Raw genomic sequence first — 24,567 nt, 5'->3', positions numbered from 1 at the left:
GATTGGCGAAACCATCGATGACTGCGTCTTTCTCCCCGTCACTACACGGGGAGAAATGCCCGGCAGGGCAATGAGGGGCGGTGCCAACATTTAGAGACTGGCCGCATGGCGCGACCTCGCACTTGATTAGTCGCGCGCCAGCGCGCCGCGGAAGGCGATGGCGGCGAGGATGAAGCTGGCGATGGCGTTCCAGCCGGCCAGCGACAGGCCGAGGATACGAAGGGCTGCCTTGTCGCAGGATGGCGGCACGAATTTGTCGAGCGCGTCGAGCACGCCCTTGCCGCCGGTGTCGACCGGGCCGGCGCCGGCCGTGCAATCGGCCGGGCCCTGCCACCAGGCCCATTCGACGCCCGAATGATAGACGCCGAGATAGAGGCCATAGAGCATCAGCAGGCCGCCGACGGCAAGCAGGCCGCGCGTCAGCCATGCGGGCGCGCTAAGCATCGAGGCAATCACCGCCAGCAGCATCAGCGGGGCGCCGATATAATAGGGCGTGCGCTGCTCCAGGCACAGATGGCAGGGGATGTAGCCGCCTATGTGCTGGAAGGCGAGCGCGGAGCCGACCGTGGCGGCCATGGCGACGGCGAGAAACAAAGCGGTGCGCGTCCGCTGGCGTCCGGTATCGGCTGTCATCGTGGCTGTCATGTTTCGTCCGTTGAATTCGCCGTCCGCCGGCATAGTCCTGACCCACCGCCCGCCTTGGGCGGTTAGAAGGCGTATTTGACGACGATATAGAGCAAAATCAGGGCGGCGGCGCCGGCGCCGACGATCAATCCCAAACGCTTCTCGATGAATTCCTTGATCTCCTCGCCATAGCGGCGCAGCAGCCAGGCAAGAAGCAGGAAACGAGCGCCACGCGCCAGGATGGCGGAGACGATGAAGACGACAAGATTGACGTGGAGGGCGCCTGCCAGAATGGTGACCACCTTGATCGGCGGCAAGTGGGCGGCACCCGATGTGACAAGCAGCACCAGCATCAGCCCGGTGCCGGCCGACTGCCACCTCTCGAACGCGTCAAGGCCGCCAAAGTGCTCCAGCATCGGCCGTGCTATCGTGTCGTAGGCATAGTAACCGATCAGCCAGCCGGCAATGCCGCCCAGCACCGACGCGACAGTGGCGGTCAGCGCATAGCGATAGGCGCGTTCGGGCCGCGCCAACGCCATGGGCAGGTACAAGACGTCGGCAGGTATGAAAAACACCGAGCTTTCGACGAAGGCGATGAAGGCCAGCCACCATTCGGCGGATTTGCGGGCCGCCAGCGACAAGGTCCAGTCGTAAAGTCCGCGAAGCATCGGCTCTCCTGGATGCAAGTTGCCCAGACGCAACGCGCTTTGATACGCGTCTGTCTAGAAAGGTTTTCCGCGCCGCACAATGGCAGGAGCTTCACGAAACAGAAAGGCGGGCTTTTGCCGCAAGCAGGGCACGGCGGCGCATTTGGCCAGTTGACGAACAGGCCTCCAACCGTATAGTCCGCGCCCATCCAGGCCTTTGGGCCTGAGCCCCTATGGCGGAATTGGTAGACGCGCTCGACTCAAAATCGAGTTCCGCAAGGAGTGCTGGTTCGATTCCGGCTAGGGGCACCATTTTTGATCTCACGCCAGTTCGCTTCGCTCATGGGCTCCGATGGGGCGGCCTGACCGGCCGACGGGCGGTCGCCCTTGCGAACCCTCCGGGTTCGAACAGTGCCTCGAACACAGAGCCAACCGCGGCTGCTGAGGATGACAGCGATAGCGCCAATCAGCGGCGGCCGGTAGCCCCGCTCTACGTGCTCTCAGGCCGCCGCACGGTGTTCTTCACGGGCAGCTTCCCACACTTCGCGGGCCGCGTCGGCGTTCATGACCGCGATCCCCAATCCCACCGCCAAATCGGGCCACGCGGAATGCCAGAGCAAGGCCGTGACCAACCCTGCGGCAATAATGGCGATGTTGGCCAAGGCGTCGTTGCGGGCCGACAGGAAGGCCGCCTTTGTGAGGCTGCCGCCACGATGCCGGTGCGCGGCCAGCATGTAGGCGCAGGACAGGTTGACGGCGAGAGCGCCAAGTCCCGCCAAGGTCAAGGCGATGGGCTGCGGCGGCACCGGGACGTTGAACTTCTCCCAAGCCGTCCAGAGCGTTGCCAGACCCGGCATGAGAAGGATGAGCGCCAATGCCATCCCCACCCGCGCACGGGAGCGCACAGACCACCCAAGTGCGAGCAGGATAAGGAGGTTCACGGAAGCCTCTTCAAGAAAGTCGATGCTGTCGGCGAACAGGGACACTGATCCAATGGCGAGCGCCACAGCGAACTCGATCCCGAAATAGGCAAGATTGAGAAGCGCGACGATGAGGACGATGCGGCGAAGGTTCATCTTCTGGCAGTATCCGAAACCAGTGTGTGGAGCTACAGCTTCGCGGTTTCCAAGGAAAGCCCCTGCTCGTTCCGGGTCCCGGCCGATGGGCGGTTGCCCTTGCGACCTTTTGCGTGCGAGCCGCGCCTCGAACACGGACTTAGCGCATATTCCCCGTATGCCCTTGCGAATACCGCCCCGGCTGTGGCCACACCGTCAGGCCGTGCGGCTCTGAGCCAACCCGAAACTTGGTCACCGCGCCTGATGTCGTGTCGATCATGTAGGCGGCACTGTCGAAGCGGCCGGACAGCCATAGTTGTTTGCCGTCGGCGCTGACGTTGCCCATGTCGGGGCTGCCGCCGCCGGGGATCGGCCATTGCGTGACGACCGCGCGGGTAGCGAAGTCGATCACGCTCACGCTGCCTGGGCCCTTTGCCTTGCCCTGCTCCATCTTGTGCGAGCCGCGGTTCGAGACGTAAAGCCGCTTGCCGTCGCGGCTGACGACGAAGCCATGGGCGCCGATGCCGGTCGGAATGAAGCCGATCTCCTTGAAACTGTCGCCATCGACGAGGAACACGCCGTCATTCATCATGTCGGCGACGTAGAAGACCTTGCCGTCGGGCGAGAGGCGGATGTCTTGCGGCATGCCCATTTTCGAAAAGTCGAGATGGCCAAGCACCTTCTGGTTCTTCAGGTCGATCTTGGCCAGTCCGCCATTGCCGTATTCGCAGGTGAAAATCGCGTAGGCGCCGTCGGCCGAGAAATCGGCGTGGTTGATGCCGGGGCAAGTGGGTGTGGGCAGGCTCGACTTCAGCGCCATGGTGTCGGGATCGCGGAAATCGAGCCGCTCCAGGGCTTCGTCGACGACGATGGCCGCGCCCGGCATGAAATACAAATTGTAGGGATCGTCCACGGCGATCTGCGGGCCGGGCTTGCCGGTCATCGGGTCGATCGGCGTCAGGCTGCCGTTCTTGCCGGTGCCATTGTTGGCGACCCAGAGCGTCTTCAGATCCCAGGACGGCACGACGTGCTGCGGTTTGCTGCCGACCGGGAACCTGTCGACTTCCTTGAGTGTCATGGTGTCGATCACCGTGACGCTGTTGGAGGAGCGGTTCGGCACATAGACGCGCGGCAGTGCACCCAGCGTGGCCGGGCTGAGATGGCCGGCGGCGGTGTGGCTGTAGATGTTGATGGACGGCGCGGGCTCGCTGCAATCCTCGGGACAGCTATCGGCCCAGGCGCGGACAGGCAGCAGCGCAAGCAGCAAAAAGGCCGCACGGGGACCGGCGTGACGCAAAAAGGTTCTGATCATCAGGATGGCTTGTCGTGAAGGCCGGCCGAAATTGCCGCCGGAGCCATAGCTGGTGTCTTGCCGTTGATCCAGTGGCTATCGCCGTCCCAGCAAACTCTTCACGCGATTGCGCAGCAGGCGGGCCATGTTGCGGGTTTCGCGGTAGAGGTGCAGCTGCGAAGCCGCCTGGCGGGCCAGCCGATCGGCATCCGGCGTCAGCCCGATCACCAGCGAGCCCATCGGCTTGCGCTCGCTCCACAGCCGGCTCATCACCGGGTGGTCGGGCACGGCGCAGGAATCCGTCATCATGATGTTGGGGTCGTCGAGATGCTGCCTGGTCACCTCGATCATCAGCAGCGTGCCCGGCGAATAGGTCGCCAGCGTCTCGTCATAGGCGGTCTTCCAGGTGTAGGCGACGCCGGCTTCGACGAAGACGACCAGGCAGGCGATCGTGCGGCCGTCCAGCGTCAGCGAATGGATGCGGCACATGTCGTGCTCGGCCAGCCGGTGCACGGCTTCGCGGGCAAAGGCGGCGCGGTAGCGGTCGATGGCCATGGCGGTGCGCTCGCGGCCCTTCCAGCCGGCCGCCTCCAGCGTCAGGAAACTTTCGATGGCGTGGCGGATTTCGTCCGGTCCCCGCGCCACGACATGTTCCAGCCTGCCGAGATCGCCCAGGCGCCGCTTCAGGCGGCGGAATTCGCGGTAGTGGTGCGCGCGCAGCGATGCTTTCAGATAGGCCTCGCCGTCGAGCGTGCTTTCGAGCACCGGCCGGTCCGCCTTGGCGGTGGTGACCATTGTCAGGCCGCGCGTCTCGGCAACGGTGGCAAGCACGCTGGCCAACGGGCCGTCGAGCCGCATGTCGGGCAGCACGAAGACCTTCGGCAACTTGAGATGCGCCCGCGATAGCATGCCGAAGAAATCCTCGACGACGCCGATCGGGTCGTCATGGTCGACCAGCGGTGTGCCGATCGGGCCGAACGGGCTCGACCAGGTGCGCATCACCGGAACGCCGAGCGGCACCGCCGGCCTTTCGACCGAGAACGGCACCAGCAGGCGTAGCCGGTTGCGGTATTCGTCGCCGTCGCGGATCACCGCCAGCTTGACCTCGCGATCTTCCAGCCGGGGCATGGCCGGCGCCAGAAAGCGCGGGTTGAAGAAGACGTTGGGCTCGATCGTGCGGGTGCACAGATAGTCGAGTTCCTCGACCAGTTCGAAGCCGGCCGAAGCCGGATAGATCGCCAGCTTGCGCAGCGGCCGGTTGTTGGCGAGGATCTCGAGATGCGCCGGATCGGCGTCGCGCGCCAGGCCGGCAAGGCCCGACACCATTGCGCCGGCCGGGCCGCCGCTGGTTTCCTCGATCAGCGGGATGGCGGCCATCAGGCGGCTTCCTCGGCAGCGGGCACGAAGATCAGCATGACGATGCCGAGCTTGCGCCAGACGGTGAAGGACAGGGCGCTGGCCTCGAAGACCATGGCGAGGCTGGTGGCGATCGCCGCCCCCCACAGGCCAAAGAGCGGGATCAGCACCACGTTGAGGCCGATGTTGAAGGCCAGCGTCATGGCATAGACGGCGGCGCAGATGTTCTGGTTGCCGCTCATCGTCAGAAGGCTTTCGCACGGGCCGACCGCGGCGCGCGCCACGACGCCGAACACCAGCAGGAACAGCAGCGGATAGCCGTCGGTGAATTCGGGCCCGAACAGCACCAGCATCGGTTCGCCGAGCGCCAGCACCAGCAGCGCCATCAGCAGCGACGGCCAGAACGTCCACGACACGGTCTCGCGGGCGAAGGCGGCGAGCTTTTCCGGTTCGCCATGGGTGAACTGCGCATAACGCTGGGCAACGCCGGCCTTGACGGAGAAATAGACGAAATGCACCAGCGCCAGCGTCTTGACGGTGGCGAAGTAGACGGCGACGTCATTGGGCTGGAGATAGGCGCCGACCATCAGCACGTCGGCGTTGGTGAGCAGGAAGAAGAAGCTCTCGACCAGGAAGATCGGCAGCGAGACGATGAACCACTCGGCGAAATGCACCTTCATCGGCCCGGCCGGGATATTCCTGCCCATGCGTGTGGTCACGCCGATGAGCTGGCCGAGCGTGGTGGCGTAGGTGGCGGCGATCGAAGCGAAGATCGCTGTCCTGGCGTCGGGCGCATAGCCCATTGCCAGCATCAGCGCCATCAGCGCCAGGATCAGCACCGGCCGCACCAGATATGTCGGCGACAACGCAAACAACGCCCAGGAATTGGCGCGTGACTGGCCTTGCAGCAGATCGCCCATGGCGATCATCGGCAGGCAGAACAGGCCGAGGATGAAGGGCATCACATAGTAGCTCTCGATCCAGTTCGCGCACAGCCAGACGCCCAGTGCGCCAAGTCCGGCGATCGCGGTCGAGGCAATCAGCACGAACAGGCGGCTGGCGACCACGATGCCGCGCAGCTCGGCCAGCATGTTGCGTTCGCGATATTCGGGGATGAAGCGGATGACCGAGGTGTGGAAGCCGAGGCAGGCGAGGTTGCCGACGATGACCATCGTCACCCAGACGAGGACGAAGATGCCGTATTCGAACGAGCCCATCCAGCGCGCCATCAGCACCTGGCTGATGAAGGCGATGACGGCGCTGACGATGCGGATGGCAAAGGCGATCAGCGACATGCGGCCGGCTTCGCCGCGTTCGTCGGCGGTGAACAGCACCGCATCGATGCGGCCAAGCAACGGCCTCATGCGCAGCGCCAAGCGCTGCGGCAAGAACCGCCCGGCCGTCGTCGCCGCGGAAAAGCGCACCCCGATGTCTCTCCGTTTTCCGCCTCTTTTCAAGGTTTCGATGTAGCGGAGACACATTAAGAAAGGGTGGGCGGAGAGGCGGTCCGCCGGAGCGGACGAAAGGCCAACGATTTGGCTTTTCGAGCGACGAACGCCCGAAGCCATAGCGTAGGGCCGGCAGGAACGGGTGCGCGGCGCGCGCATTCATCATGCCGGTGGCATGACGAATGGCGAGCGAACCCCGGTCAGCTGGCCCTGCCAAGTGACTCCCTGAGCGAACCAGTAGGGCGAAGTGCAGACAAGTATCAGGTGGGAGCGAGGAATGCAGGTAGAACTTCGGGCCGAGCGATATTCTCTTTTTGGTGCCCTGTATTTCGAGAGTATCTGGTCGAAATTTGCTCGATATATCCGGCGTAAACCAAGTATTAATCATGTTTTGCTGTCGTGTCGTGTGGGGGCAGTCACATGGACGCAGAGATTTTCATCCAACGTTGGACAGCGCGCGAAGGCGGGGCAGAGCGTGCCAACTATCAGATGTTTCTTTCCGAGTTGTGTGAGGTAATTGGTGCCCCTCATCCTGATCCTGCTTCTGCTGAACGAGAGCACAACGACTATGTATTCGAGCGAGCGGTAAGGCGACGTGCAAGCGATGAAATCATCTCTTCAAAGCGTATCGATCTCTATAAGAAGGGTTGTTTTATTCTCGAGGCCAAGCAATCGCGCCTGCCGGGTGCGAAAAATGCGATCCCCGGCCAACTTTCGCTACTGAACGACGAACCCGAACATCTTGGTCGACGCAGCGCCGCGCGCGGTTGGGACGTGATGATGCAGAATGCTCGACGTCAGGCAGAGAACTACGTCTCCTTGCTTGATGCTAGCCATGTCGCCCCGCCATTCATTATCACCTGTGATGTTGGCCATGCATTTGATTTTTGCCGATTTTTCGGGCAGCGGTCGTGCTTATAGTCAGTTTCCCGACCGGAAGGGATTCCGAATTTATCTGGAGGATTTGCGACGTAAGGAAACACGCGAGTTGCTTATGCGCATCTGGACCGATCCGACTAGTCTAGATCCCGCAAAGGAGTCGGCGCGCGTAACCCGCGAGATCGCCAAACGACTTGCGGAAGTGAGCAAGGCACTGGAGGTTGATCACCCGGCCGAGGAGGTGGCGCACTTTCTGATGCGCTGCATATTCACGATGTTCGCTGAGGATGTCGATCTCATTCCAAACGGAAAGTTTGCAGAACTTCTGACCGATTGCATCGATTCTCCCGGCGCTTTCGTGCCGCTAGTTGAAGAACTATGGGCGAAGATGGACGAACCATCACACACCCTTCGTTTTTTCTCAGCATTCCGCACCCACCTCAGGCATTTCAACGGCAATCTGTTCAAAAATGCACGTGCCTTTCCACTCGACCGTGCGGAAATTGGTGAGCTTTTGCAGGCGGCGAAAGCGAAATGGACTGAGGTTGATCCTGCCATCTTTGGCACACTACTTGAGCAGGCGTTGGAACCATCGGAGCGCAGAAAGCTAGGTGCGCATTACACGCCAAGAGCCTATGTGCAGCGACTGGTGGAAGTGACTGTGATGGAGCCACTGCGTGGGGACTGGCAGAAGGCTTTGACCAAAGCGGAAGCTGCAAAGGAAGAGGGTAACGAGGCCAAGGCAGCAGAAATTGTGCGGGGCTTTCACCACCAACTTTGCGCTACGCGGGTGCTTGATCCCGCCTGCGGCACAGGCAATTTCCTCTACGTCAGTCTTGAGCTTATGAAGAAACTTGAGGGTGAGGTGTTGGAGACCTTGGCCCGCCTTGGTGTTTCCGAAAGTTTGGGGCTAGAGCGTGGCTCTGTCGATCCACACCAATTTCTTGGTCTAGAACTCAATCCGCGTGCCGCAGCCATCGCAGAACTCGTGGTCTGGATAGGTTATTTGCAGCAACACTACCGTACGCGCACAGGCCATCCGGCCGAGCCGATTCTCAAGGCATTCAAGAATATCAACTTCGGCCACCGCGAGGGTTACGACGCCGTGCTGACCTGGGACGGCTACCCGGTGCCAAAAGTCGAGGAGCGAGACGGCAAACCGGTTGAGATTTTTCCCAACGCTCGTAGGCCAGATTGGCCGGAAGCAGAATTCATCGTTGGAAATCCCCCGTTTTTGGGCAAGGGCGCAGCTATGCGCGGTCCGCTGGGCGACCCTTATGTAGATGCTCTCTGGGCGGCCCATCCTCACATGAATGAAAGCGCCGACTTTGTCATGTATTGGTGGGATCGGGCTGCAGAACTCCTAGGAAGGAAGATGAGCCGGTTGAGGCGATTCGGATTTGTAACGACGAACTCGATCAGCCAACTCTTCAATCGCCGAGCTGTCGAGCGACATCTGAAAGGTAAAAATCCAATCAGTATTGTTTTCGCGATCCCCAACCATCCTTGGACAAAGGCGACGAAGGATGCCGCCGCGGTTCGGATCGCTATGACGGTTGTGGAAGCCGGCTTGAAACCCGGGTTGCTTCAGATCACAGCAAGCGAAAGGAAGCTTGAAACTGATGAGCCGGAAATCGAGTTTGCGTCCGCTATCGGCGCGATCTTTGCGGACCTGAGAGTCGGCGCGAATCTCGCTGATGTTAGCCCATTGTTGGCAAATGAGGGCTTGGCGTCGATGGGACCAGCGCTAGGCTCACGCGGCTTTGTTCTGACGTCGGATCAAAGGAAATATCTTGTTCCCCTCCTGAATGAATACGAAAAGTCGGTACTAGTTCCACTGCGGAATGGTGATGATCTTCTATACGGTGCAAGAGGGGTTTTTGTTCCAAATCTCATTCAGGTGGAAACCGAATTTGAGCTAAAAGGAGTCGCGCCGCATCTTTTTCAGTACCTTCGCGAAAGCGTTTTTCCAAAGCGTCAATTGGATCGAGACCCGCGCCTGCAGAAGTATTGGTGGCGTTTCAGGAGAAGTAATGAAGGATATTTCTCCCTAAAATCTAACTTGGATAGATGCATTGTTACAGTCGAAACTGCAAAGCATCGCATATTCTTTTTTATCGAGAGCAATATAATTGTGGAACACGGCAGCATTAGTTTCGGGTTCGCTGACGCAGCGATGCTTAGCCTGCTGTCGTCGAAGCCTCATGTGAGTTGGACGCTGGCGACCGGTGGTACACTGGAAGACAGACCTCGATATAACAAGATACGCTGCTTCGATCCGTTCCCCTTTCCCGACACTTCTGACGCTATACGCCAAGATCTTCGCGAATGTGGCGAGGAACTTGATGCGTTGCGAAAGAGAGTAATCGCTGAACATCCCAAGCTGACACTAACCGGGCTATACAATGTGCTGGAGAAACTGAAGAGCGGCGAGGCTCTCTCTGACAAAGACGAAGATATAAAGCAGCGCGGTTTGGTAGTGATCCTACGGGAATTGCATGAAAGAATCGACGAGCTGACATCAAGAGCCTACGGCTGGCCGGCGGACTTGGCAGAAGCGCAAATTCTCGAGCGGCTGGTTGCGCTGAATGCAGACCGCTCGAAGGAAGAGGCTGTAGGGAACGTGCATTGGCTGCGGCCTGATTACCAAATCCCGCTCTTCGCTAAAGAAGCAAATGTGAAAACAAGCGAGATCGACTTCGACGAGACCGTGGTGGCCTTCGACAAGGGACTGCCTGTTTGGCCCTCCGATCGATATGAACAACCATTGGCTGTGGAAGCGCTATTGGCCGGGGCGGGTCGAGCGATGGGAGTTGCTGACATTGCCCGGGGCTTCAAGAGAGGCGGCAAGAAAATCGAAAAGCGCGTAGAGCAGGTGCTGGTGACGCTAGCTCGCTATGGTCGGGTAACGGCACTCGCAGATGGCAAGTTCGCGGCACGCAGAGCGGCTTGACGTGTAATTCTAGCGAGGGGCGGGACAGCGCCCCCCTCTGGCCTGCCGGCCATCTCCCCCACGGGTGGGGAGATCGGCCAATCGTGAATGCCGGCGCTGCCCGGCGGCCCCAAACGGTCAACTGACGACAACGCCGGGAATGCGGGATGAGCCGGTAGCGCGTGCTCGCTTCAGAAAACGGGATGACGCATAGTCCGGGTCAGATCAAACCCTCGCATCCGTGGATATGGCAAGAAATCAACTCGATCTTTTTGGCGCCGATGAACAGTCCGGGCTGTTCGATGAAGATGCGCCGACTGTTTATCATGGCGATCCAGACCGGGTTCGCGCGCGGTTGCATAAGCTTATCGCCGAGGCGCGAAGCGCGGAAACACTGCCTTGGGATCAGGACAGTGTCCGGCTCTACCGCAAGATCGTGCCCCAGATGGTGCTCTGGCTGCCGGAAGAAGAAGCCGCGCAGCTGAAGTTCGAGTTCGAGGCCGAAATGGTGCGGCTGAAGGCGGCGTAGAAACGGATACGCCAGCCTTGGGCCGGGGTGGCGTCGTTAAGCAAACAGCGGTGAATCACCCAGGAAAACAAAAAATCCGCCTCGGCGCCGGGTCGTCGGCGCAAATCAGCACCATGGACAAAAATGTAGCATACCTGCCGTCACCGTGTCAAGAAAATATTCCTATCGTTCCGTCAGCCATCGGCTCGAGCGCCTAGGGCTTGGCAACATCGGTGGCAAAACGAAAGGCGAGCGCACGCCGGGGAAGACTGGGGAGCCGGTCGGCGTATCGCTCGCCCCTCCCCCCGCCAAGGGGGAAGGCCAGGCACCGGGTGTCCGGTGCCGGAGGTGTCGGAAGGTTACATCCCCTTCATCGCGTCGCAGGACACGTTCGGGTTCATGTCGGCGAAGGCGCCGGTCGGGTTCTGTTTCCAGGCCCAGACATGCAATTCGTAGAACGGGCCGAGGCCGTAGCGATTGGGGGCGCTGTTGAAGTTGAACAGCTGGCCTTCGAGCGAGGCCGGGCCTTTCGAGGTGATGTATTCGACCGCTATCAGCTTCAGGCTGCCGTCGGCCGTCGGCTCGTACATCACCGCTTCGGGCTTGGCGACATCGACGGCATCGTCCTTGAGATAGGCGCCGTTGACATAGTGGATGCCCATGGCGCCGCCGGTGATGCCGCTGGCGCAAGGGATGGGGGCATAGCCTTCGGCGGTGGCGGCTGCCACATTTTCGAAGCGGCTGTTGGCTGCGCGCACCTTTTCGACCAGCGGATTGGCGTCGTGCGCCTGGGCGGCCGCACCCGCCGCGATCGAGATGGCGGCGAAAGCCGCGAAGCGTGTCGTCCAAAGAGTTATGGTCATGGTCTTCCGTCCGTTTGTTGACGCTCGAGGCGACGGCGGCCGATCAGGCTGCCCGAAACGCTGCGGCGTTGGTTTAGGATTTGGTTTGTCCGTCCCGGTTCATGCGATGCGGCTTCCGTTGCCGGGCTTTGGCCGCAGCCCTTAAAAACCGTGCAAAATCAACGATCCCAAAAGTAATATTGCCAATATTCCTGCGGGACGTCCCGCTCCGATAGCCCGATGTCGCGCCTCAGATAGTCGCCTTCCGGGGGCAAGCGCCGCCTTTCAGACAGATACGCAGGCAGCCTCGTCGCGAACCGCCATAGACGGCCGAGCACGGAGGTTGGCCGGACGGTCTTTCCCAGGACAGGCCCGATTCCGCCGAGCGGCAGCCCATCAGGCAGTTCGCCACGGCCGCGAAGGACAGTTTGATGCTCATCATCGTGGCGACCGAACGCAGGATCAGAGGTAAAAGTAAGGGTCAAGAACCCGCACCTCCGTGATCTTGTCGACCGGCAGCGAGTTTTTCTGAGCCGTGCTGCGGATCGCTTCGGGCGTCGGCGCGTCGTAGATGCAGAAGCTGTGCTTCTTGTCGGGCGTGACGAAGGACTGGATCCAGGTGACGCCCTTTTCGGCATTGCGCATGACGACGCCGCCCACCGCGCTGGCGCCGATATCGGTCATCGGTATGTTGAGGCCGTCCGGAAATGTGCGTTCAATCAGGTAGCGAGGCATGGAAGACTTCCTTTTCCATTGGTTCACGCTCGATCGGAGCGCGGCTGGACGTTGACCACGCCGGCCCGGCCCGCGCATCGGAACGATTCCCCATATTGGACGGGACGATTCCCTATATTGGCGTCGTTCTTTGTGGAAAGAGGCACGGCAATGTGTGCAAAGTCACATTGCGGCGCTTTCTTCACGGGCTAATCGTGAGCGGCCCGCCATGGTGGGAAAACTCCGATCCTGTGAGACGATGACAATGATGCTTCTGGAACGGCAGACGCAGCTGCAGCAACTGGAGACACTGCTTGGCGATGCAATAGGCGGCCATGGCCGAGTCGCGGTGCTGGCGGGGGAGGCCGGCGCCGGCAAGACGGCGATTGTCGAGGCGTTCGCGGCCCGTGTCGGAGAGAGCGCGGCAATGTTGCGCAGCGCTTGCGAGGATCTGTCGATCCCCGATCCGCTGGGGCCGCTTTACGATCTGGCCCGTGAGGCGCAATGGGCGCTGCCGCGCGCAATCGACGCCCGGCATGGGCAGAGACTGCCGCTGTTTTCCGATGCGCTCGACGCCTTTGCGGCCAAGGGACCGAGCCTGCTGGTGATCGAAGACCTGCACTGGGCCGACGATGCGACGCTCGATTTCGTGCGCTTCCTCGGCCGGCGTATCGCCAACACCCACATCCTGCTGTTGCTCACGGCGCGCACCGACCGCAGCGAGGGACAGATGCGGGTGCGCCGCGCCCTGGGCGAAATCCCGGCCGGCAGCGTGGCGCGCATCGACGTGCCGCTGCTCAGCCAGGCGGCCGTGCTGTCGCTCGCCGATGCGGCCGGCCGCGATGGCGACGCCATCTACCGGGCGACCGCAGGCAATGCCTTCTTCGTCACCGAATTGTTGTGCGCCGAAAACGAAATGGCGCTGCCGGCAAGCGTGCGCGACGCGGTGCTGGCGCGGGCCGAGCGGCTGTCGGCTGGCGCCCGGGCCATGCTCGACGCGGTGTCGGTGTTTCCGCGCCGCGCCGACGCCTGGGCCTTGCAAGGCCTGTGCGGCGTCGCCAGCGCCGGCCAGTTGGCCGAGTGTGTCGCCAACGGCCTGCTTGACGATCTGGGCGACGGCTACGCCTTCCGCCACGACATCGCGCGACGCGCCATCGAAATGATGCTGACGACGTCGCACAGGCGGCAGTTCAACCAGCGTGCGCTGGCGGCACTGCTCGAAAATGGCGACGTCTCCACAGGCCGCCTGGTGCATCATGCGGTCGAGGCGCACAATCTGGCGGCGGTGCGCGAACTTGCGCCAATCGCCGCGCGCGAGGCGTCGCGCGTCGGCGCCCATCGCGATGCCGCCGGCTATTACGAGATCGCCTTGCAGCAGGCCGACAGCCTGCCGGTGATCGAGCGCGCCGCGCTCTACGAAAGTCATGCCTTCGAGTGCCATCTCATCGGCAAGATCGATGATGCGCTTGCAGCGCAGGGACAGGCGCGCCGGTTGCATCAGGCAGACGGCAACAGGCTGAAGGAGGGCGACAGCCTGAGATGGCTCTCCCGGCTGAGCGAAATGGGCGATGACCGCGAGGCGGCGGCCGCCTTCGGCGCCGAGGCTGTGGCGATGCTGGAAGCGGCTCCCGCCGGTCCCGAACTCGCCATGGCCTATTCGAACCTCTCACATCTGGCGATGCTGTCGGAGAGGGTGGAAGACACGCTGTTCTATGGCGAGAAGGCAGCGGCGCTGGCTGCGCGCATGAACCGTCCCGACATCGCCTCGCATGCCCTCAACAATGTCGGCTGCGTCGAGCAGTGGCTCAATCCGGATGCGGGACGCCTGCGCCTCGACCAAAGCCTTGAAATTGCGCTCCAGGGCAATTTCCAGGAGCATGCCGCGCGCGCCTTCACCAACCGCGCCTGTTTCGAGATCACCCAGATGAGCTACGACGCGGTACGTCCGGTGCTCGAGAGCGGCATCCACTATTGCACCGAGAACGACCTCGGCACCTGGCGCGACTATCTCAGGGGCATGCTGGCCGATGTGCAGCTGCGTCAGGGCCAATGGGATGAGGCCGCCGCGACGGCAAGCGATGTCATCGACAATGAGCGGACAACCACCGTGGGCCGGTTTCCGGCGCTGCTGGCACTGGCGAAACTGCGCCTGAGGCGCGGCGATCCCTCGGCCGAGCCGCTGTTCGCCGAAATGGCGCGTCTGGTCGGAAGCGGCGGCGACCTGCAGATGCTGAGCTCTTACGCGGCGCTGATGGCGGAGCAGGCATGGCTGGGCCTGGCCGACAGGCAAGAGGCGCTGGCGCTGATCACCCGCGCCGAAACGCCGGTGCGCTCGCGTGCCCATGTCGGTGAGCTGGCTCTGTGGCGAACATTGCTCTCTCCCGATATGCCGGCCGGCGACACCGCCGAGATGGCGACACCATACCGGCTGCTCCTGACCGGCGACTGGCGTTCGGCTTCGGCACTCTGGTCCGAATTGAATGCGCCATACGAGCGCGGACTGGCGCTCATCCTCGGCGACGACGAGGGGCAGCGGCTGGCATTGGATATTTTCGACGGCCTGGGGGCAAGGCCGGCAGCCCAGCGCCTGCGCGATATCATGCGCAAGAACGGCGTTGGCGGCATCGCCCGCGGCCCGCGCCGCTCGACGCGCGCCAACCTCGCCGGCCTCACCTTGCGCCAGATGCAGGTGCTGCAGCTGATCGAACGCGGCCTCTCCAACAAGCGGATCGCCGAGCAATTGACGATTTCGCCAAAGACGGTCGATCACCATGTCTCGGCGGTGCTGGGCAAGCTGGATGCGGTGTCGCGCGGCGAGGCGACAGCGACCGCGCGCGATTCGGGGTTGTTGTGAGGTTTTGACGAGGGTTGGACCGAGAGGTCGCGATCCTTCGCACCCCCCTCTGTCCTGCCGGACATCTCCCCCTGAAGGGGGGAGATTGGCTGTCACTGTGGCTTTCGCCAATTGTCGAAATTGAAAGAAGTTACGGCGCCGAAGCTGCTGATCTCCCCCCTTGAGGGGGAGATGGCCGGCAGGCCAGAGGGGGGTGCTGTCCCGCCGACCTAGCCTTCGAAATCAGGCGAACGCGCCGTGGCAGTGTTTGTATTTCTTGCCGGAGCCGCAGGGGCAGGCTTCGTTGCGGCCGATCTTGCCCCAGGTCGCCTGGTTGTTCGGATCGCGGTCTTCGGGAGCGACGATGGCGTTGCTCTCCTGGCGGACCAGAAGTGCGGTCTCGCCACCCTCGAAATCGTCCTCGCCCGTGGTGCCGTCAATGTGGCTGCCGAACATTTCAGGCGCTTCGGGCGGCGGCGCTTCGGCGGCCTGGCGGACCAGTTCGACGCGCATCAATTGCGCGGTGACGGCCTGGCGCAGATTGCCGAGCAGCGCCTGGAACAGCTCGAACGCCTCGCTCTTGTATTCCTGCAGCGGGTCGCGCTGGGCGTAGCCGCGGAAGCCGACGACCGAACGCAGATGGTCGAGGTTGACGATGTGCTCGCGCCACAGATGATCGAGCGTCTGCAACACCACCGAGCGTTCGACATAGCTCATCACGTCTGGGCCGAAGCGCTCGGCGCGCTCCTTGGCGGCGGCGTCGGCGGCCTTGGTCAGGCGCTCGCGGATGTCGTCCTCGGCAATGCCTTCTTCCTTGACCCAGTCCTCGACCGGCAGGTCGAGATTGAGGAATTCGGCGACCTCGGCCTTGAGGCCGGCGACGTTCCACTGCTCGGCATAGGCGTTTTCGGGGATGTTCTTGGTGACGATCTCCTCGATGACGCCTTCGCGCATCTCGGCGATCGTCTCGGACAGGCCTTCGCCGTCCATCAATTCGATGCGCTGCTCGAACACCACCTTGCGCTGGTCGTTCGAGACGTCGTCGTATTTCAACAGGTTCTTGCGGATGTCGAAGTTGCGCGCTTCGACCTTCTTCTGCGCCTTTTCCAGCGCCTTGTTGATCCACGGATGGATGATGGCCTCGTCTTCCTTGAGGCCAAGCTTCTGCAGCATGCCGTCCATGCGCTCGGAGCCGAAGATGCGCATCAGATCGTCCTGCAGCGACAGGAAGAATTTCGAACGGCCGGGGTCGCCCTGGCGGCCGGAGCGGCCGCGGAGCTGGTTGTCGATGCGGCGCGATTCATGGCGCTCGGTGGCGAGCACGTAGAGGCCGCCGGCGGCCAGCGCCTTTTCCTTCAGGCGCTCGACATCGGCAATGATTTCCTTTTCGCGCGCCTCTCGCTCGGGACCAGCAGGCATGTCGCCCAGTTCGTCCTCGATGCGCATCTCGGCGTTGCCGCCGAGCTTGATGTCGGTGCCGCGTCCCGCCATGTTGGTGGCGATGGTGATGGCGCCGGGCTTGCCGGCCTGGGCGACGATGGCCGCTTCGCGCTCGTGATGGCGGGCGTTCAGCACTTCGAAATCCTTGAACCCTTCCTTGCGCAGGCGCTCGGCCAACTGCTCGGATTTCTCGATCGAGGTGGTGCCGACCAGCGTCGGCTGGCCCTTGGCGCGCGCTTCCTTGATCTCCTTGACGATCGCCTTGTACTTCTCCTCGACCGTCCGGTAGACCTCGTCGTCCTCGTCCTTGCGGATGACCGGCAGATTGGTCGGGATCTCGGTGACTTCGAGGCCGTAAATGTTGCCGAACTCCTCGGCCTCGGTCAGCGCCGTGCCGGTCATGCCGGACAGCTTCTTGTAGAGGCGGAAATAGTTCTGGAAGGTGACGGAGGCCAGCGTCTGGTTTTCCGGCTGGATCGCGACATGCTCCTTGGCTTCGAGCGCCTGGTGCAGGCCTTCCGAATAGCGGCGTCCCGGCATCATGCGGCCGGTGAATTCGTCGATGATGACGATCTCGTCGTTGCGGACGATGTAGTCCTTGTCCTTCTGGAACAGCCGGTGCGCCTTCAGCGCGTTGTTGACGTGGTGGACGATGGCGACGTTCTCGACGTCATAGAGCGACTCGCCCTTGAGCAGGCCGGCCGCGCGCAGCAGGTTTTCCAGCTTCTCGGTGCCTTCCTCGGTGAAGATCGAGGTCTTCTGCTTCTCGTCGATCTCGTAGTCGGCTGGGCCGAGCTGCAGCATGAAGGCATCGATGGTGTTGTACATTTCTGAACGGTCTTCGAGCGGACCGGAAATGATCAGCGGCGTGCGCGCCTCGTCGACCAGGATGGAATCGACTTCGTCGACGATCGCGTAATTGTGGCCGCGCTGCACCATCTGCGCGCGCTCATACTTCATGTTGTCGCGCAAATAGTCGAAGCCGAGCTCGTTGTTCGTGGCATAGGTAACATCGGACGCGTAGGCGACGCGGCGCTCCTCGTCGGACAGGCCATGGACGATGACGCCGACCGAGAGGCCGAGGAATTTGTAGACGCGGCCCATCCATTCGGAGTCGCGGGTGGCGAGATAGTCGTTGACGGTGACGACATGGACGCCCTTGCCGGCAAGCGCGTTGAGATAAACGGGCAGGGTGGCGACCAGGGTCTTGCCCTCGCCGGTGCGCATTTCGGCGATGCCGCCATTGTGCAGCACCATGCCGCCGATCAGCTGCACGTCGAACGGGCGCATGCCGAGCACGCGGCGGGATGCCTCGCGGACGGTGGCGAAGGCCGGCACCAGCAGGTCATCGAGCGTAGCGCCGTTGGCGATATCCTGGCGGAATTTTTCCGTGCGGGCCTGAAGCTCGGCGTCGGACAGCGCCCGCATCTCGTTTTCCATGGCGTTGATCGCCTCGACACGCGGTCGGGTCGATTTTACGCGACGATCGTTGGAGGAACCGAAAACCTTACGGGCGAGACCGCCGAGACTGACCATCCGATGGTCCTTTCGATAGAATTCTCAATTTTGAGATGAGCGCCGGCCGGCCCCATCAATTCCGCGTGAAACGCGGACAAACACAAAAAGCGCCCGGAAAACGGTTCTGGACGCAAAGTCGTTGGACAGATAAGAGGGGGCTCAACTGATGTCAACGCCGCGTTAGCCCTATGGGCAGCGCCAAATTCCGCCACAATCCGGCTGATCTGCAAGCCTACCAATCCCCCCTTGGAGTTAATCTTGATGTCCTTACTGTTTCGCCGTGCGTCGCTCGCCAGCCTTGGCTTGGCTTTCGGCCTGTCGGCCCTGTCGCTGTCTCCGCTGATGGCCCAGGAAGCCGCTCCCGCCCCGGCCGATGCCGCAGCAGCGCCGGCGGCAGCCCCCGTCGATCCGAACGCCGTTATCGCTACCGTCAATGGCCAGAAGCTGACCGAGGCGGACCTTGGGCTTGCCGAGGGCGAGCTGTCGCAGCAGTTCTCGCAGTTGCCACCCGAGCAGCGCCGCGCCGCCGCCCTTTCGGCGGCCATCGAAATCCGCGTCATGGCCGCCCAGGCGGTCGCTACCGGGCTCGACAAGGATCCCGAATTCCAGCGCCGCATGGCGTTCCTGCAGCAGCGCGCGCTGCATGGCGAGATGGTCGAGAAGGGCGTCGTCGACAAGGTTACCGATGCCGAGGTGCGCGCCCGCTACGACCAGGAAATCGCCAGCACGCCGCCGGTCAATGAGATTCATGCCCGTCACATCCTCGTGAAGACGAAGGGAGAGGCCGAGGCGATCATCAAGCAGCTCGATGGCGGCGCAGACTTCCAGAAGCTCGCCAACGAGCATACCAGCGATCCCTCGGGCAAGACCAATGGCGGTGATCTCGGCTGGTTCGGCCCGGGGCAGATGGTGCCGGAATTCGACAAGGCGGCAGTTGCGCTCGAAATCGGCAAATACACCAAGGAGCCGGTGCAAACGCAATTCGGCTGGCATGTCATCAAGCTCGAGGACAAGCGCACCAAACAGCCGCCGGCCTTCGACGACGTCAAGGACCAGGCCAAGCAGGCGGTGATCCGCGACAAGTATTTCGCACTGGTCAAGCAGCTGCGCGGCGCCGCCAAGGTCGAAATCCCCGACGCCAATCTGAAGAAGGCCGTCGACACGATGGAAGCCGGCAAGTAAGGCCGGCACCGAAAAAACATGCAAAGGGCGCCGTTCGGCGCCCTTTTCAATTGCGGGAGATGCCTGACATCACATAGCGGGCAGTGGCACGGATTGTCGCCTCATCTTCGTCCAGCCGGTTGGTCAAAAGGTGTTTCCAGGCATAGGAAGCGATGAGGTCGGCGACCAGCGCTGCGTCGATATCGGCCGCAACCTCGCCGCGCGCCTTGGCGCGCTCGATGATCCGAGCGGTGTGGGACACGCGCCCATCGGCATAGCCAGTCAGGGCCGCGGCCGCCGCTTCGTCCGACTGGGCCTCGGCGATCAGCGAGCGGAATACGCTGCCCGAGGATGTGTCGCGCCAATGCGCGAAGAGGTTCCTCAGGAAACCGACGAGGTCGTCTTCGAGACTGCCGGTATCGGGGACGTCGACACGCTTTTGCCGCTTGTAGACCTCCAGCAGCAGGGCCGCCTTGCTCGGCCACCAGCGATAGATCGTGGGTTTGCCGGCGCGGGCACGCCGCGCGACGGCCTCGATGGAGAAGCCGGCATAGCCGGCCTCGACCAGTAGTGCCTCCGCGGCCTCGAGAATGGCCTCGGCGCTGTCCGGATTGCGCCGCGCCCCAATCGATCTGCGCGCCGGATCCTCGCCCATATTTGTCCTCGCCAGCAATTTCGTAGACAATATAGGTTAGCTGGCAGTCAAACGAAACGGCCCGTTTCCAGCGGTGTAGAAACAGGTCTCACATTCGCCCTTGGCGGGGATTTCAGTTCATCGCTTGCGAGGTTTCCGAGGCGATCCGCCATTGGCCGTCGCTCTTCACAAGCCCAAGCGTGACGCGTGCCTTGCCGGTCATGCGCGCCGCCGATTTGTCTTTCGACATATAGTCATAGCTCATCGCGAACACGGCTTCGGCGCGGTTCTCGCCCTGCGGCGTCACCTCGAGGCTGCCGGGCTCGAGATTGAACGACCAGGATGCAAATTGCGCGAACCAGTCCGTCTTGAGCTTGACGACGGCGTCGCTGTCATAGCGCGTGCCGAAGATGGTGGCGGAAGGCGCATAGAGCCGTTTGACGGTCTCGCCGATCGCCGCGGCATCGGGCGCAAGATAGGCGTCGCGCAGAAATTTCTCGATCGCGGTTTTGTCGTCGCCAACGGAACGTTCGAGCGCTGCCACCTGGCTGGACTGCGCCGGCGCAACGGCCGGCGGCGGCGCTGCAGCCACACCGTCAGGCACAAACTCAAACCGTTCGAGCAGCGAGCCCTGTTCCCATGGGCGCTGGCCCTCACGGGTTTCGGAAACCACGTCGCGGCGCACCGCGATCATCATGTCGTTGATGCTCTGGCCGGGCTCGGCCATGTGCCGCAGCAGGGCGGCGGCGAACGGCGAATTGCGCCCGGTGCCGTCCATGGCGACAGCGCCTGGCGCCGTCGAGAAGGCGATGAAGGAGCCGCGCGTCGAATCGAACTGCGCCAGACCGGCAAGCGCCGTTGCCGAGCGCGTGGTGGCGGTGCGACTCAGGCTGCGGGCAAAGGGATTGTTGCGGCAGGCGTCGAGGAAGACCAGGCTGACCTTGGTCTGCTGCTCCATGATATCGAGGACTTCGTCGATCGGCACGGCTTCGAGCTGCAGCTTGACCGGCATGTCGAGCCGGGCGTCGACCGGCACGATGTAGTTGCGCCCTTCCACCTGCAGGCCGTGGCCGGCGTAATAGAAAAGCCCGACGCCCGCACCTTCCAGCGCGTCGGAAAATTCGCCGATCTTGCGCTCGAGTTCGCGCTTGCCGAGATCGTTGCCCTCGATGACGTCGAAGCCGATCGAGCGCAGCTTGCCGGCAATATCGAGGGCATCGTTGACCGGATTGGTGAGCGTGCCGGCTTCGGCATAGGTGCCATTGCCGATGACCAGCGCCACGCGCCGTTCCGGCTGCGCATCGGCGCTTAGGAGCAAAAGCCCCATATACGCCACCGCCAAGATCACCAGCCTGCCCATGGCCGATATCATAACGCCAGAGGCCCCGGTGACGCCAACGGATTTGAAATGCAAGCTTAATCCCTGGTGGCTTGCCGACAGCGGCGGCCAAGAAAACGCCCTTGCGCCGGGCCGTGCTATCGGGCAAACCGGCCTTCGCCCAGCGTTTTTCCCTCGCCAGAGGTCTCCAATGTCCGCAACGATTTCGCCGCTCGCGCCGAAGAAATATCCCAAAATGCCTGCCATCGAGGGCGTGCGCATCGCCACCGCCGAGGCCGGGATCAAGTACAAGAACCGTACCGACCTCTTGGCCATGGTCTTCGATGCCGGCACAGCGGTTGCCGGCGTGTTCACGAAGTCGAAATGCCCCTCGGCACCGGTCGACTTCTGCCGCGAGAACCTTGGCGCCGGCAAGGCGCGGGTGCTGGTCGTCAATTCCGGCAACGCCAACGCGTTCACCGGCAAGAAGGGCCGCGCCTCCACCCAACTGACCGGCGAGGCCGCGGCCAAGGCCGCAGGCTGCACGCCAGGCGAAGTGTTCCTCGCTTCCACCGGGGTAATCGGCGAGCCGCTCGACACCACCAAATTCAGCCATTTGCTCGCCGGACTGGTCAAGGACGGCAAGCCGGATCTGTGGACCGAGGCGGCAAAGGCCATCATGACCACCGACACCTATCCGAAAGTGGCGACAGCGACGGTCAAGCTCGGCGACACCGACGTCATCATCAATGGCATCTCCAAGGGCGCCGGCATGATCGCGCCCGATATGGCGACTATGCTGTCCTTCATCGCCACCGATGCGCCGATCGCCGCCCCCGTGCTGCAGGACTTGTTGTCGCGCGGCACGGCCAAGACCTTCAACGCCGTCACCGTCGACAGCGACACCTCGACCAGCGACACGCTGCTGTTGTTCGCCACCGGAGCCGCTGCCAAGCGCGGCGCGCCCGCCATCAGCGATCCCAAGGATGCCCGTCTCGGCGCCTTCCGCCGGGCGCTGGGCAAGGTGCTCAAATCGCTGGCGCTGCAAGTGGTGCGCGACGGCGAGGGCGCCCGCAAGCAGGTCGAAGTCACCGTTACCGGCGCCAAATCGGCGCGCTCGGCCAAGCGCATCGCGCTGTCCATCGCCAATTCGCCGCTGGTCAAGACGGCGGTTGCCGGCGAGGACGCCAATTGGGGCCGCGTCGTCATGGCCGTCGGCAAGGCCGGCGAGCCGGCCGATCGCGACCGGCTGTCGATCTGGTTCGGCGACAACCGTCTGGCGCATGAGGGCGAACGCGACCCGGGCTACTCCGAGGAAGCGACCTCGGCCTATATGAAGCGCGACGACATTCGCATCCGCGCCGATATCGGTATCGGCCGCGGCAAGGCGACGGTGTGGACCTGCGACCTCACCAAGGAATATGTCGCCATCAATGGCGATTACCGGAGTTGATGGGTTGGCTTCCAGGCATCCGGCAAGCATGCTGGCCATCGTGCGCCGCTACGAGGCGGCGGGTTTTCGCGCCTGGCCGGCGGCGGCCGTGCATTATGACGGCACCTGGGTGGTGCGGCTGACAGCCGGCCATCCGGCCAAGCGGCTGAACTCGGTCAACCCGCTCGATCCCGGCGACACCCAGCACATTGCCGAGCGCATCGGCCGCGCCAGCCGGCGCTTCGACGCCTATGGCAGGCCGCTGACCTTCCGCATCTCGCCGCTGTCGGGGCCGGACCTAGCCAAGCATCTCGACAATGAGGGCTGGAGCACATTCGACGAATCCCTGGTGATGCGGCTGCCGCTGGCGGACGCGCAACTGGCGCCGGCCATGGACCAGATTCCGCTGAAGGATATCAGCCGCTTTCTCGGCGCGTCGCTCAAGGTCAGCGGCTCGGATGCATCGCTGCGGCCCGGTCTTTCGGAAATCATCGGCGCTATCCAACCCGAAGTCGGGCTGTTTGCGCTGGAGGAAGGGGCCGACCCTCTGGCGGTGCTGATCTGCGTCCATGACGGCGATCTTGCCGGTCTGTTCGAGATCGCCACCGCCAAGTCGGCGCGCAATCAGGGCCATGGCCGCAACCTGATCCTGTCGGCGCTGAAGTGGGCGAGGCTGCGTGGCGCTCGCGAAGCCTGGCTGCAGGTCGAGGCCGGCAATGCGCCGGCGCTGGCGCTCTATCGCTCACTGGGCTTCGACGAAGTCTATCGCTACCACTATCGCCGGCCGCCGGGCGCATGAGCGAGATCACCGGCAAACGCCTGCTGCTGGTCGCCGCGTGCGCGCTGGTCGATACCGATGGGCGGGTGCTTCTGGCGCAGCGGCCCGAGGGCAAACAGCTTGCCGGCCTGTGGGAATTTCCCGGCGGCAAGGTAGAGCCAGGCGAGACGCCGGAACAATGCCTGATCCGCGAACTGCAGGAAGAAATCGGCATCGAGACTGACATTCCTTGCCTGGCGCCGCTCACCTTCGCCAGCCATTCCTATGATGATTTCCATCTCCTGATGCCCCTGTTCGTCTGCCGCCGCTTCCGCGGCATCGCGCAGCCCAGGGAAGGGCAGGCGTTGAAATGGGTGCGGCCAAAGCAGATGCGCGACTATCCCATGCCGCCGGCCGACGCGCCGCTAATCCAGTTCCTCATCGACCTGTTGTGATACAAAGCCATTTCGCGGTCTGATCTAGCCAGCGTTAATGGAAGATTTATCTCGTCGTGAAAAATTGCGGCAAAGCGGGTTCGCGGGGAGCGATTGCATGAGCCTCGACAGGGAATGGGACTCGATCCGGCCAGATCGCAGCTTTCGCGCCGCCGGCGTCGGCTTATTGCGCGTCACGCTGTTGTTCGGCTCGGCCGCAGTGGCGCTGGCGCTGATCGCGGTCCCCGTGCTGGACAACCAGACGCGATCGTCCAGCCGCGATGCTCTTGCAGGCGGTCTCGACCCGATGAGCACGGGTTCGATCGGCTCGCGGGCCACCTATACGCTGCGCAGAAGCGTGCTGCAGCCCTCACCGAACTCAGTCTGCATCATCCGCGCCGACGGCCAACGCAGCGGCGACTGCTGACCAACAAGGTCGACACCAGCTTGAGAACTTCCTCAACGCAGGCCCATTTCACAGCCTGTTAAGCTTGTGCCGTTAACCTTTCTTAACAGGTCGGCGATATGGTCGGGGATGAGAGGGATCGACGATCATGAAGCCATTGCTGCGCCGATTTTTGCAGGACGAAACAGGCGCCACGGCCATTGAATATGGCCTGATCGTTGCGGTGCTGTCGCTTGCCATCGTCGGGGGTGTCGGCAAGGCCAGCAATGCGATCCAGTTTCTGTTCAGCGACAACAACAGCAGGCTCGCAAACGCCTTCGCCGAGCACTGATCCGGAG

Annotated in this window: 21 protein-coding genes and 1 tRNA gene; 11 read left to right on the top strand and 11 right to left on the bottom strand. The window is 62.7% G+C overall.

The genetic code is table 11. From position 1 onward, the window contains the following. Positions 1-126: 126 nt before the first annotated feature. Both NKI64_RS01135 and NKI64_RS01130 read right to left on the bottom strand, forming a co-directional pair. Positions 127-645 (bottom strand): disulfide bond formation protein B, encoded by a 519-nt coding sequence (locus NKI64_RS01135; protein ID WP_023731053.1) that lies wholly within the window; start codon positions 643-645, stop codon positions 127-129. Positions 646-707: 62 nt separating this feature from the next. Continuing rightward, positions 708-1,292, bottom strand: a complete 585-nt coding sequence (locus NKI64_RS01130) for a YqaA family protein (RefSeq protein WP_023685316.1) — start codon at positions 1,290-1,292, stop codon at positions 708-710. 206 nt (positions 1,293-1,498) lie between these two features. Here NKI64_RS01130 and NKI64_RS01125 point away from each other — a divergent pair. Next, positions 1,499-1,583, top strand: a tRNA-Leu gene (locus tag NKI64_RS01125). Between the two features lie 188 nt (positions 1,584-1,771). Here the strand turns inward: NKI64_RS01125 and NKI64_RS01120 are convergent. From NKI64_RS01120 to NKI64_RS01105, 4 genes are all read right to left on the bottom strand, one after another. After that, on the bottom strand, positions 1,772-2,347 hold the full coding sequence (locus NKI64_RS01120) for a cation efflux transmembrane domain-containing protein (protein WP_352666229.1): 576 nt from the start codon (positions 2,345-2,347) through the stop codon (positions 1,772-1,774). A gap of 139 nt (positions 2,348-2,486) precedes the next feature. Beyond that, positions 2,487-3,638: a YncE family protein gene (locus NKI64_RS01115; protein WP_023673758.1), complete on the bottom strand. Its 1,152-nt coding sequence runs from the start codon at positions 3,636-3,638 to the stop codon at positions 2,487-2,489. A 75-nt stretch (positions 3,639-3,713) separates the two neighbouring features. Then, positions 3,714-4,994: a GNAT family N-acetyltransferase gene (locus NKI64_RS01110; RefSeq protein WP_352666227.1), complete on the bottom strand. Its 1,281-nt coding sequence runs from the start codon at positions 4,992-4,994 to the stop codon at positions 3,714-3,716. Then, the gene (locus tag NKI64_RS01105; RefSeq protein ID WP_352666225.1) at positions 4,994-6,397 is read right to left on the bottom strand and encodes a lipopolysaccharide biosynthesis protein; all 1,404 of its coding nucleotides are present in this window, start codon (positions 6,395-6,397) and stop codon (positions 4,994-4,996) included. The genes NKI64_RS01110 and NKI64_RS01105 overlap by 1 nt, the downstream gene beginning before the upstream one ends. 444 nt (positions 6,398-6,841) lie before the next feature. Between NKI64_RS01105 and NKI64_RS01100 the strand changes: the two genes are divergently transcribed. The 3 genes from NKI64_RS01100 (at position 6,842) to NKI64_RS01090 (ending at position 10,761) form a co-directional block, all read left to right on the top strand. Further along, positions 6,842-7,342 (top strand): type IIL restriction-modification enzyme MmeI, encoded by a 501-nt coding sequence (locus NKI64_RS01100; RefSeq protein WP_352666223.1) that lies wholly within the window; start codon positions 6,842-6,844, stop codon positions 7,340-7,342. Continuing rightward, positions 7,296-10,253 carry a class I SAM-dependent DNA methyltransferase gene (locus NKI64_RS01095; RefSeq protein WP_352666221.1) on the top strand — a complete coding sequence of 986 codons (2,958 nt, stop codon included), beginning with the start codon at positions 7,296-7,298 and terminating at the stop codon, positions 10,251-10,253. The genes NKI64_RS01100 and NKI64_RS01095 overlap by 47 nt, the downstream gene beginning before the upstream one ends. 226 nt (positions 10,254-10,479) lie before the next feature. After that, positions 10,480-10,761, top strand: a complete 282-nt coding sequence (locus NKI64_RS01090) for a hypothetical protein (RefSeq protein WP_352666219.1) — start codon at positions 10,480-10,482, stop codon at positions 10,759-10,761. A gap of 338 nt (positions 10,762-11,099) precedes the next feature. Here NKI64_RS01090 and NKI64_RS01085 read toward each other — a convergent pair whose 3' ends face one another. Together NKI64_RS01085 and NKI64_RS01080 are read right to left on the bottom strand one after the other, a co-directional pair. Continuing rightward, positions 11,100-11,603, bottom strand: coding sequence for a hypothetical protein (locus NKI64_RS01085; RefSeq protein WP_352666217.1), 504 nt, complete (start codon positions 11,601-11,603; stop codon positions 11,100-11,102). A 441-nt stretch (positions 11,604-12,044) separates the two neighbouring features. After that, a complete protein-coding gene (locus NKI64_RS01080; protein ID WP_023673765.1) occupies positions 12,045-12,317 on the bottom strand; it encodes a DUF4242 domain-containing protein in 273 nt (90 codons plus the stop codon). Between the two features lie 244 nt (positions 12,318-12,561). On the opposite strand from NKI64_RS01080, the gene NKI64_RS01075 reads away from it, so the two are divergent. Continuing rightward, on the top strand, positions 12,562-15,150 hold the full coding sequence (locus NKI64_RS01075; protein ID WP_352666215.1) for a helix-turn-helix transcriptional regulator: 2,589 nt from the start codon (positions 12,562-12,564) through the stop codon (positions 15,148-15,150). A gap of 222 nt (positions 15,151-15,372) precedes the next feature. On the opposite strand, the gene secA is transcribed toward NKI64_RS01075, so the two are convergent. Beyond that, the gene (gene secA, locus NKI64_RS01070; protein WP_023672992.1) at positions 15,373-18,105 is read right to left on the bottom strand and encodes a preprotein translocase subunit SecA; all 2,733 of its coding nucleotides are present in this window, start codon (positions 18,103-18,105) and stop codon (positions 15,373-15,375) included. Positions 18,106-18,348: 243 nt separating this feature from the next. Between secA and NKI64_RS01065 the strand changes: the two genes are divergently transcribed. Next, positions 18,349-19,269: a peptidylprolyl isomerase gene (locus NKI64_RS01065; RefSeq protein ID WP_352666213.1), complete on the top strand. Its 921-nt coding sequence runs from the start codon at positions 18,349-18,351 to the stop codon at positions 19,267-19,269. A gap of 46 nt (positions 19,270-19,315) precedes the next feature. Here NKI64_RS01065 and NKI64_RS01060 read toward each other — a convergent pair whose 3' ends face one another. Together NKI64_RS01060 and NKI64_RS01055 are read right to left on the bottom strand one after the other, a co-directional pair. Continuing rightward, entirely contained in the window at positions 19,316-19,903 is a 588-nt protein-coding gene (locus NKI64_RS01060) for a TetR/AcrR family transcriptional regulator (protein ID WP_023701426.1), read from the bottom strand. 112 nt (positions 19,904-20,015) lie between these two features. Further along, positions 20,016-21,296, bottom strand: coding sequence for a caspase family protein (locus tag NKI64_RS01055; protein WP_245264077.1), 1,281 nt, complete (start codon positions 21,294-21,296; stop codon positions 20,016-20,018). 115 nt (positions 21,297-21,411) lie between these two features. On the opposite strand from NKI64_RS01055, the gene argJ reads away from it, so the two are divergent. From argJ to NKI64_RS01030, 5 genes are all read left to right on the top strand, one after another. Next, positions 21,412-22,653, top strand: coding sequence for a bifunctional glutamate N-acetyltransferase/amino-acid acetyltransferase ArgJ (argJ, locus tag NKI64_RS01050; protein ID WP_023672988.1), 1,242 nt, complete (start codon positions 21,412-21,414; stop codon positions 22,651-22,653). Positions 22,654-22,681: 28 nt separating this feature from the next. Then, complete coding sequence (locus NKI64_RS01045; RefSeq protein ID WP_023713717.1) at positions 22,682-23,431, top strand: GNAT family N-acetyltransferase; 750 nt, start codon at positions 22,682-22,684, stop codon at positions 23,429-23,431. Next, positions 23,428-23,844, top strand: a complete 417-nt coding sequence (gene mutT, locus NKI64_RS01040) for an 8-oxo-dGTP diphosphatase MutT (protein WP_023685791.1) — start codon at positions 23,428-23,430, stop codon at positions 23,842-23,844. The genes NKI64_RS01045 and mutT overlap by 4 nt, the downstream gene beginning before the upstream one ends. Before the next feature lie 97 nt (positions 23,845-23,941). Then, positions 23,942-24,250 (top strand): hypothetical protein, encoded by a 309-nt coding sequence (locus NKI64_RS01035; RefSeq protein ID WP_023686679.1) that lies wholly within the window; start codon positions 23,942-23,944, stop codon positions 24,248-24,250. Positions 24,251-24,377: 127 nt separating this feature from the next. After that, positions 24,378-24,560 (top strand): Flp family type IVb pilin, encoded by a 183-nt coding sequence (locus NKI64_RS01030; RefSeq protein ID WP_023672984.1) that lies wholly within the window; start codon positions 24,378-24,380, stop codon positions 24,558-24,560. Positions 24,561-24,567 lie beyond the last annotated feature (7 nt).

This window comes from Mesorhizobium sp. M0478, assembly GCF_040321305.1.
Taxonomy (GTDB): Bacteria; Pseudomonadota; Alphaproteobacteria; order Rhizobiales; family Rhizobiaceae; genus Mesorhizobium.
This window is presented reverse-complemented; position numbering and strand designations above follow the sequence as displayed.

What these genes read in the sequence shown, in the direction of transcription:
- NKI64_RS01135 (WP_023731053.1), bottom strand. Translation starts at nt 645, where the DNA reads ATGACAGCCACGATGACAGCCGATACCGGACGCCAGCGGACGCGCACC.
- NKI64_RS01130 (WP_023685316.1), bottom strand. Translation starts at nt 1,292, where the DNA reads ATGCTTCGCGGACTTTACGACTGGACCTTGTCGCTGGCGGCCCGCAAA.
- NKI64_RS01120 (WP_352666229.1), bottom strand. Translation starts at nt 2,347, where the DNA reads ATGAACCTTCGCCGCATCGTCCTCATCGTCGCGCTTCTCAATCTTGCC.
- NKI64_RS01115 (WP_023673758.1), bottom strand. Translation starts at nt 3,638, where the DNA reads ATGATCAGAACCTTTTTGCGTCACGCCGGTCCCCGTGCGGCCTTTTTG.
- NKI64_RS01110 (WP_352666227.1), bottom strand. Translation starts at nt 4,994, where the DNA reads ATGGCCGCCATCCCGCTGATCGAGGAAACCAGCGGCGGCCCGGCCGGC.
- NKI64_RS01100 (WP_352666223.1), top strand. Translation starts at nt 6,842, where the DNA reads ATGGACGCAGAGATTTTCATCCAACGTTGGACAGCGCGCGAAGGCGGG.
- NKI64_RS01095 (WP_352666221.1), top strand. Translation starts at nt 7,296, where the DNA reads ATGCATTTGATTTTTGCCGATTTTTCGGGCAGCGGTCGTGCTTATAGT.
- NKI64_RS01090 (WP_352666219.1), top strand. Translation starts at nt 10,480, where the DNA reads ATGGCAAGAAATCAACTCGATCTTTTTGGCGCCGATGAACAGTCCGGG.
- NKI64_RS01085 (WP_352666217.1), bottom strand. Translation starts at nt 11,603, where the DNA reads ATGACCATAACTCTTTGGACGACACGCTTCGCGGCTTTCGCCGCCATC.
- NKI64_RS01080 (WP_023673765.1), bottom strand. Translation starts at nt 12,317, where the DNA reads ATGCCTCGCTACCTGATTGAACGCACATTTCCGGACGGCCTCAACATA.
- NKI64_RS01075 (WP_352666215.1), top strand. Translation starts at nt 12,562, where the DNA reads ATGATGCTTCTGGAACGGCAGACGCAGCTGCAGCAACTGGAGACACTG.
- secA (WP_023672992.1), bottom strand. Translation starts at nt 18,105, where the DNA reads ATGGTCAGTCTCGGCGGTCTCGCCCGTAAGGTTTTCGGTTCCTCCAAC.
- NKI64_RS01065 (WP_352666213.1), top strand. Translation starts at nt 18,349, where the DNA reads ATGTCCTTACTGTTTCGCCGTGCGTCGCTCGCCAGCCTTGGCTTGGCT.
- NKI64_RS01060 (WP_023701426.1), bottom strand. Translation starts at nt 19,903, where the DNA reads ATGGGCGAGGATCCGGCGCGCAGATCGATTGGGGCGCGGCGCAATCCG.
- argJ (WP_023672988.1), top strand. Translation starts at nt 21,412, where the DNA reads ATGTCCGCAACGATTTCGCCGCTCGCGCCGAAGAAATATCCCAAAATG.
- NKI64_RS01045 (WP_023713717.1), top strand. Translation starts at nt 22,682, where the DNA reads ATGCTGGCCATCGTGCGCCGCTACGAGGCGGCGGGTTTTCGCGCCTGG.
- mutT (WP_023685791.1), top strand. Translation starts at nt 23,428, where the DNA reads ATGAGCGAGATCACCGGCAAACGCCTGCTGCTGGTCGCCGCGTGCGCG.
- NKI64_RS01035 (WP_023686679.1), top strand. Translation starts at nt 23,942, where the DNA reads ATGAGCCTCGACAGGGAATGGGACTCGATCCGGCCAGATCGCAGCTTT.
- NKI64_RS01030 (WP_023672984.1), top strand. Translation starts at nt 24,378, where the DNA reads ATGAAGCCATTGCTGCGCCGATTTTTGCAGGACGAAACAGGCGCCACG.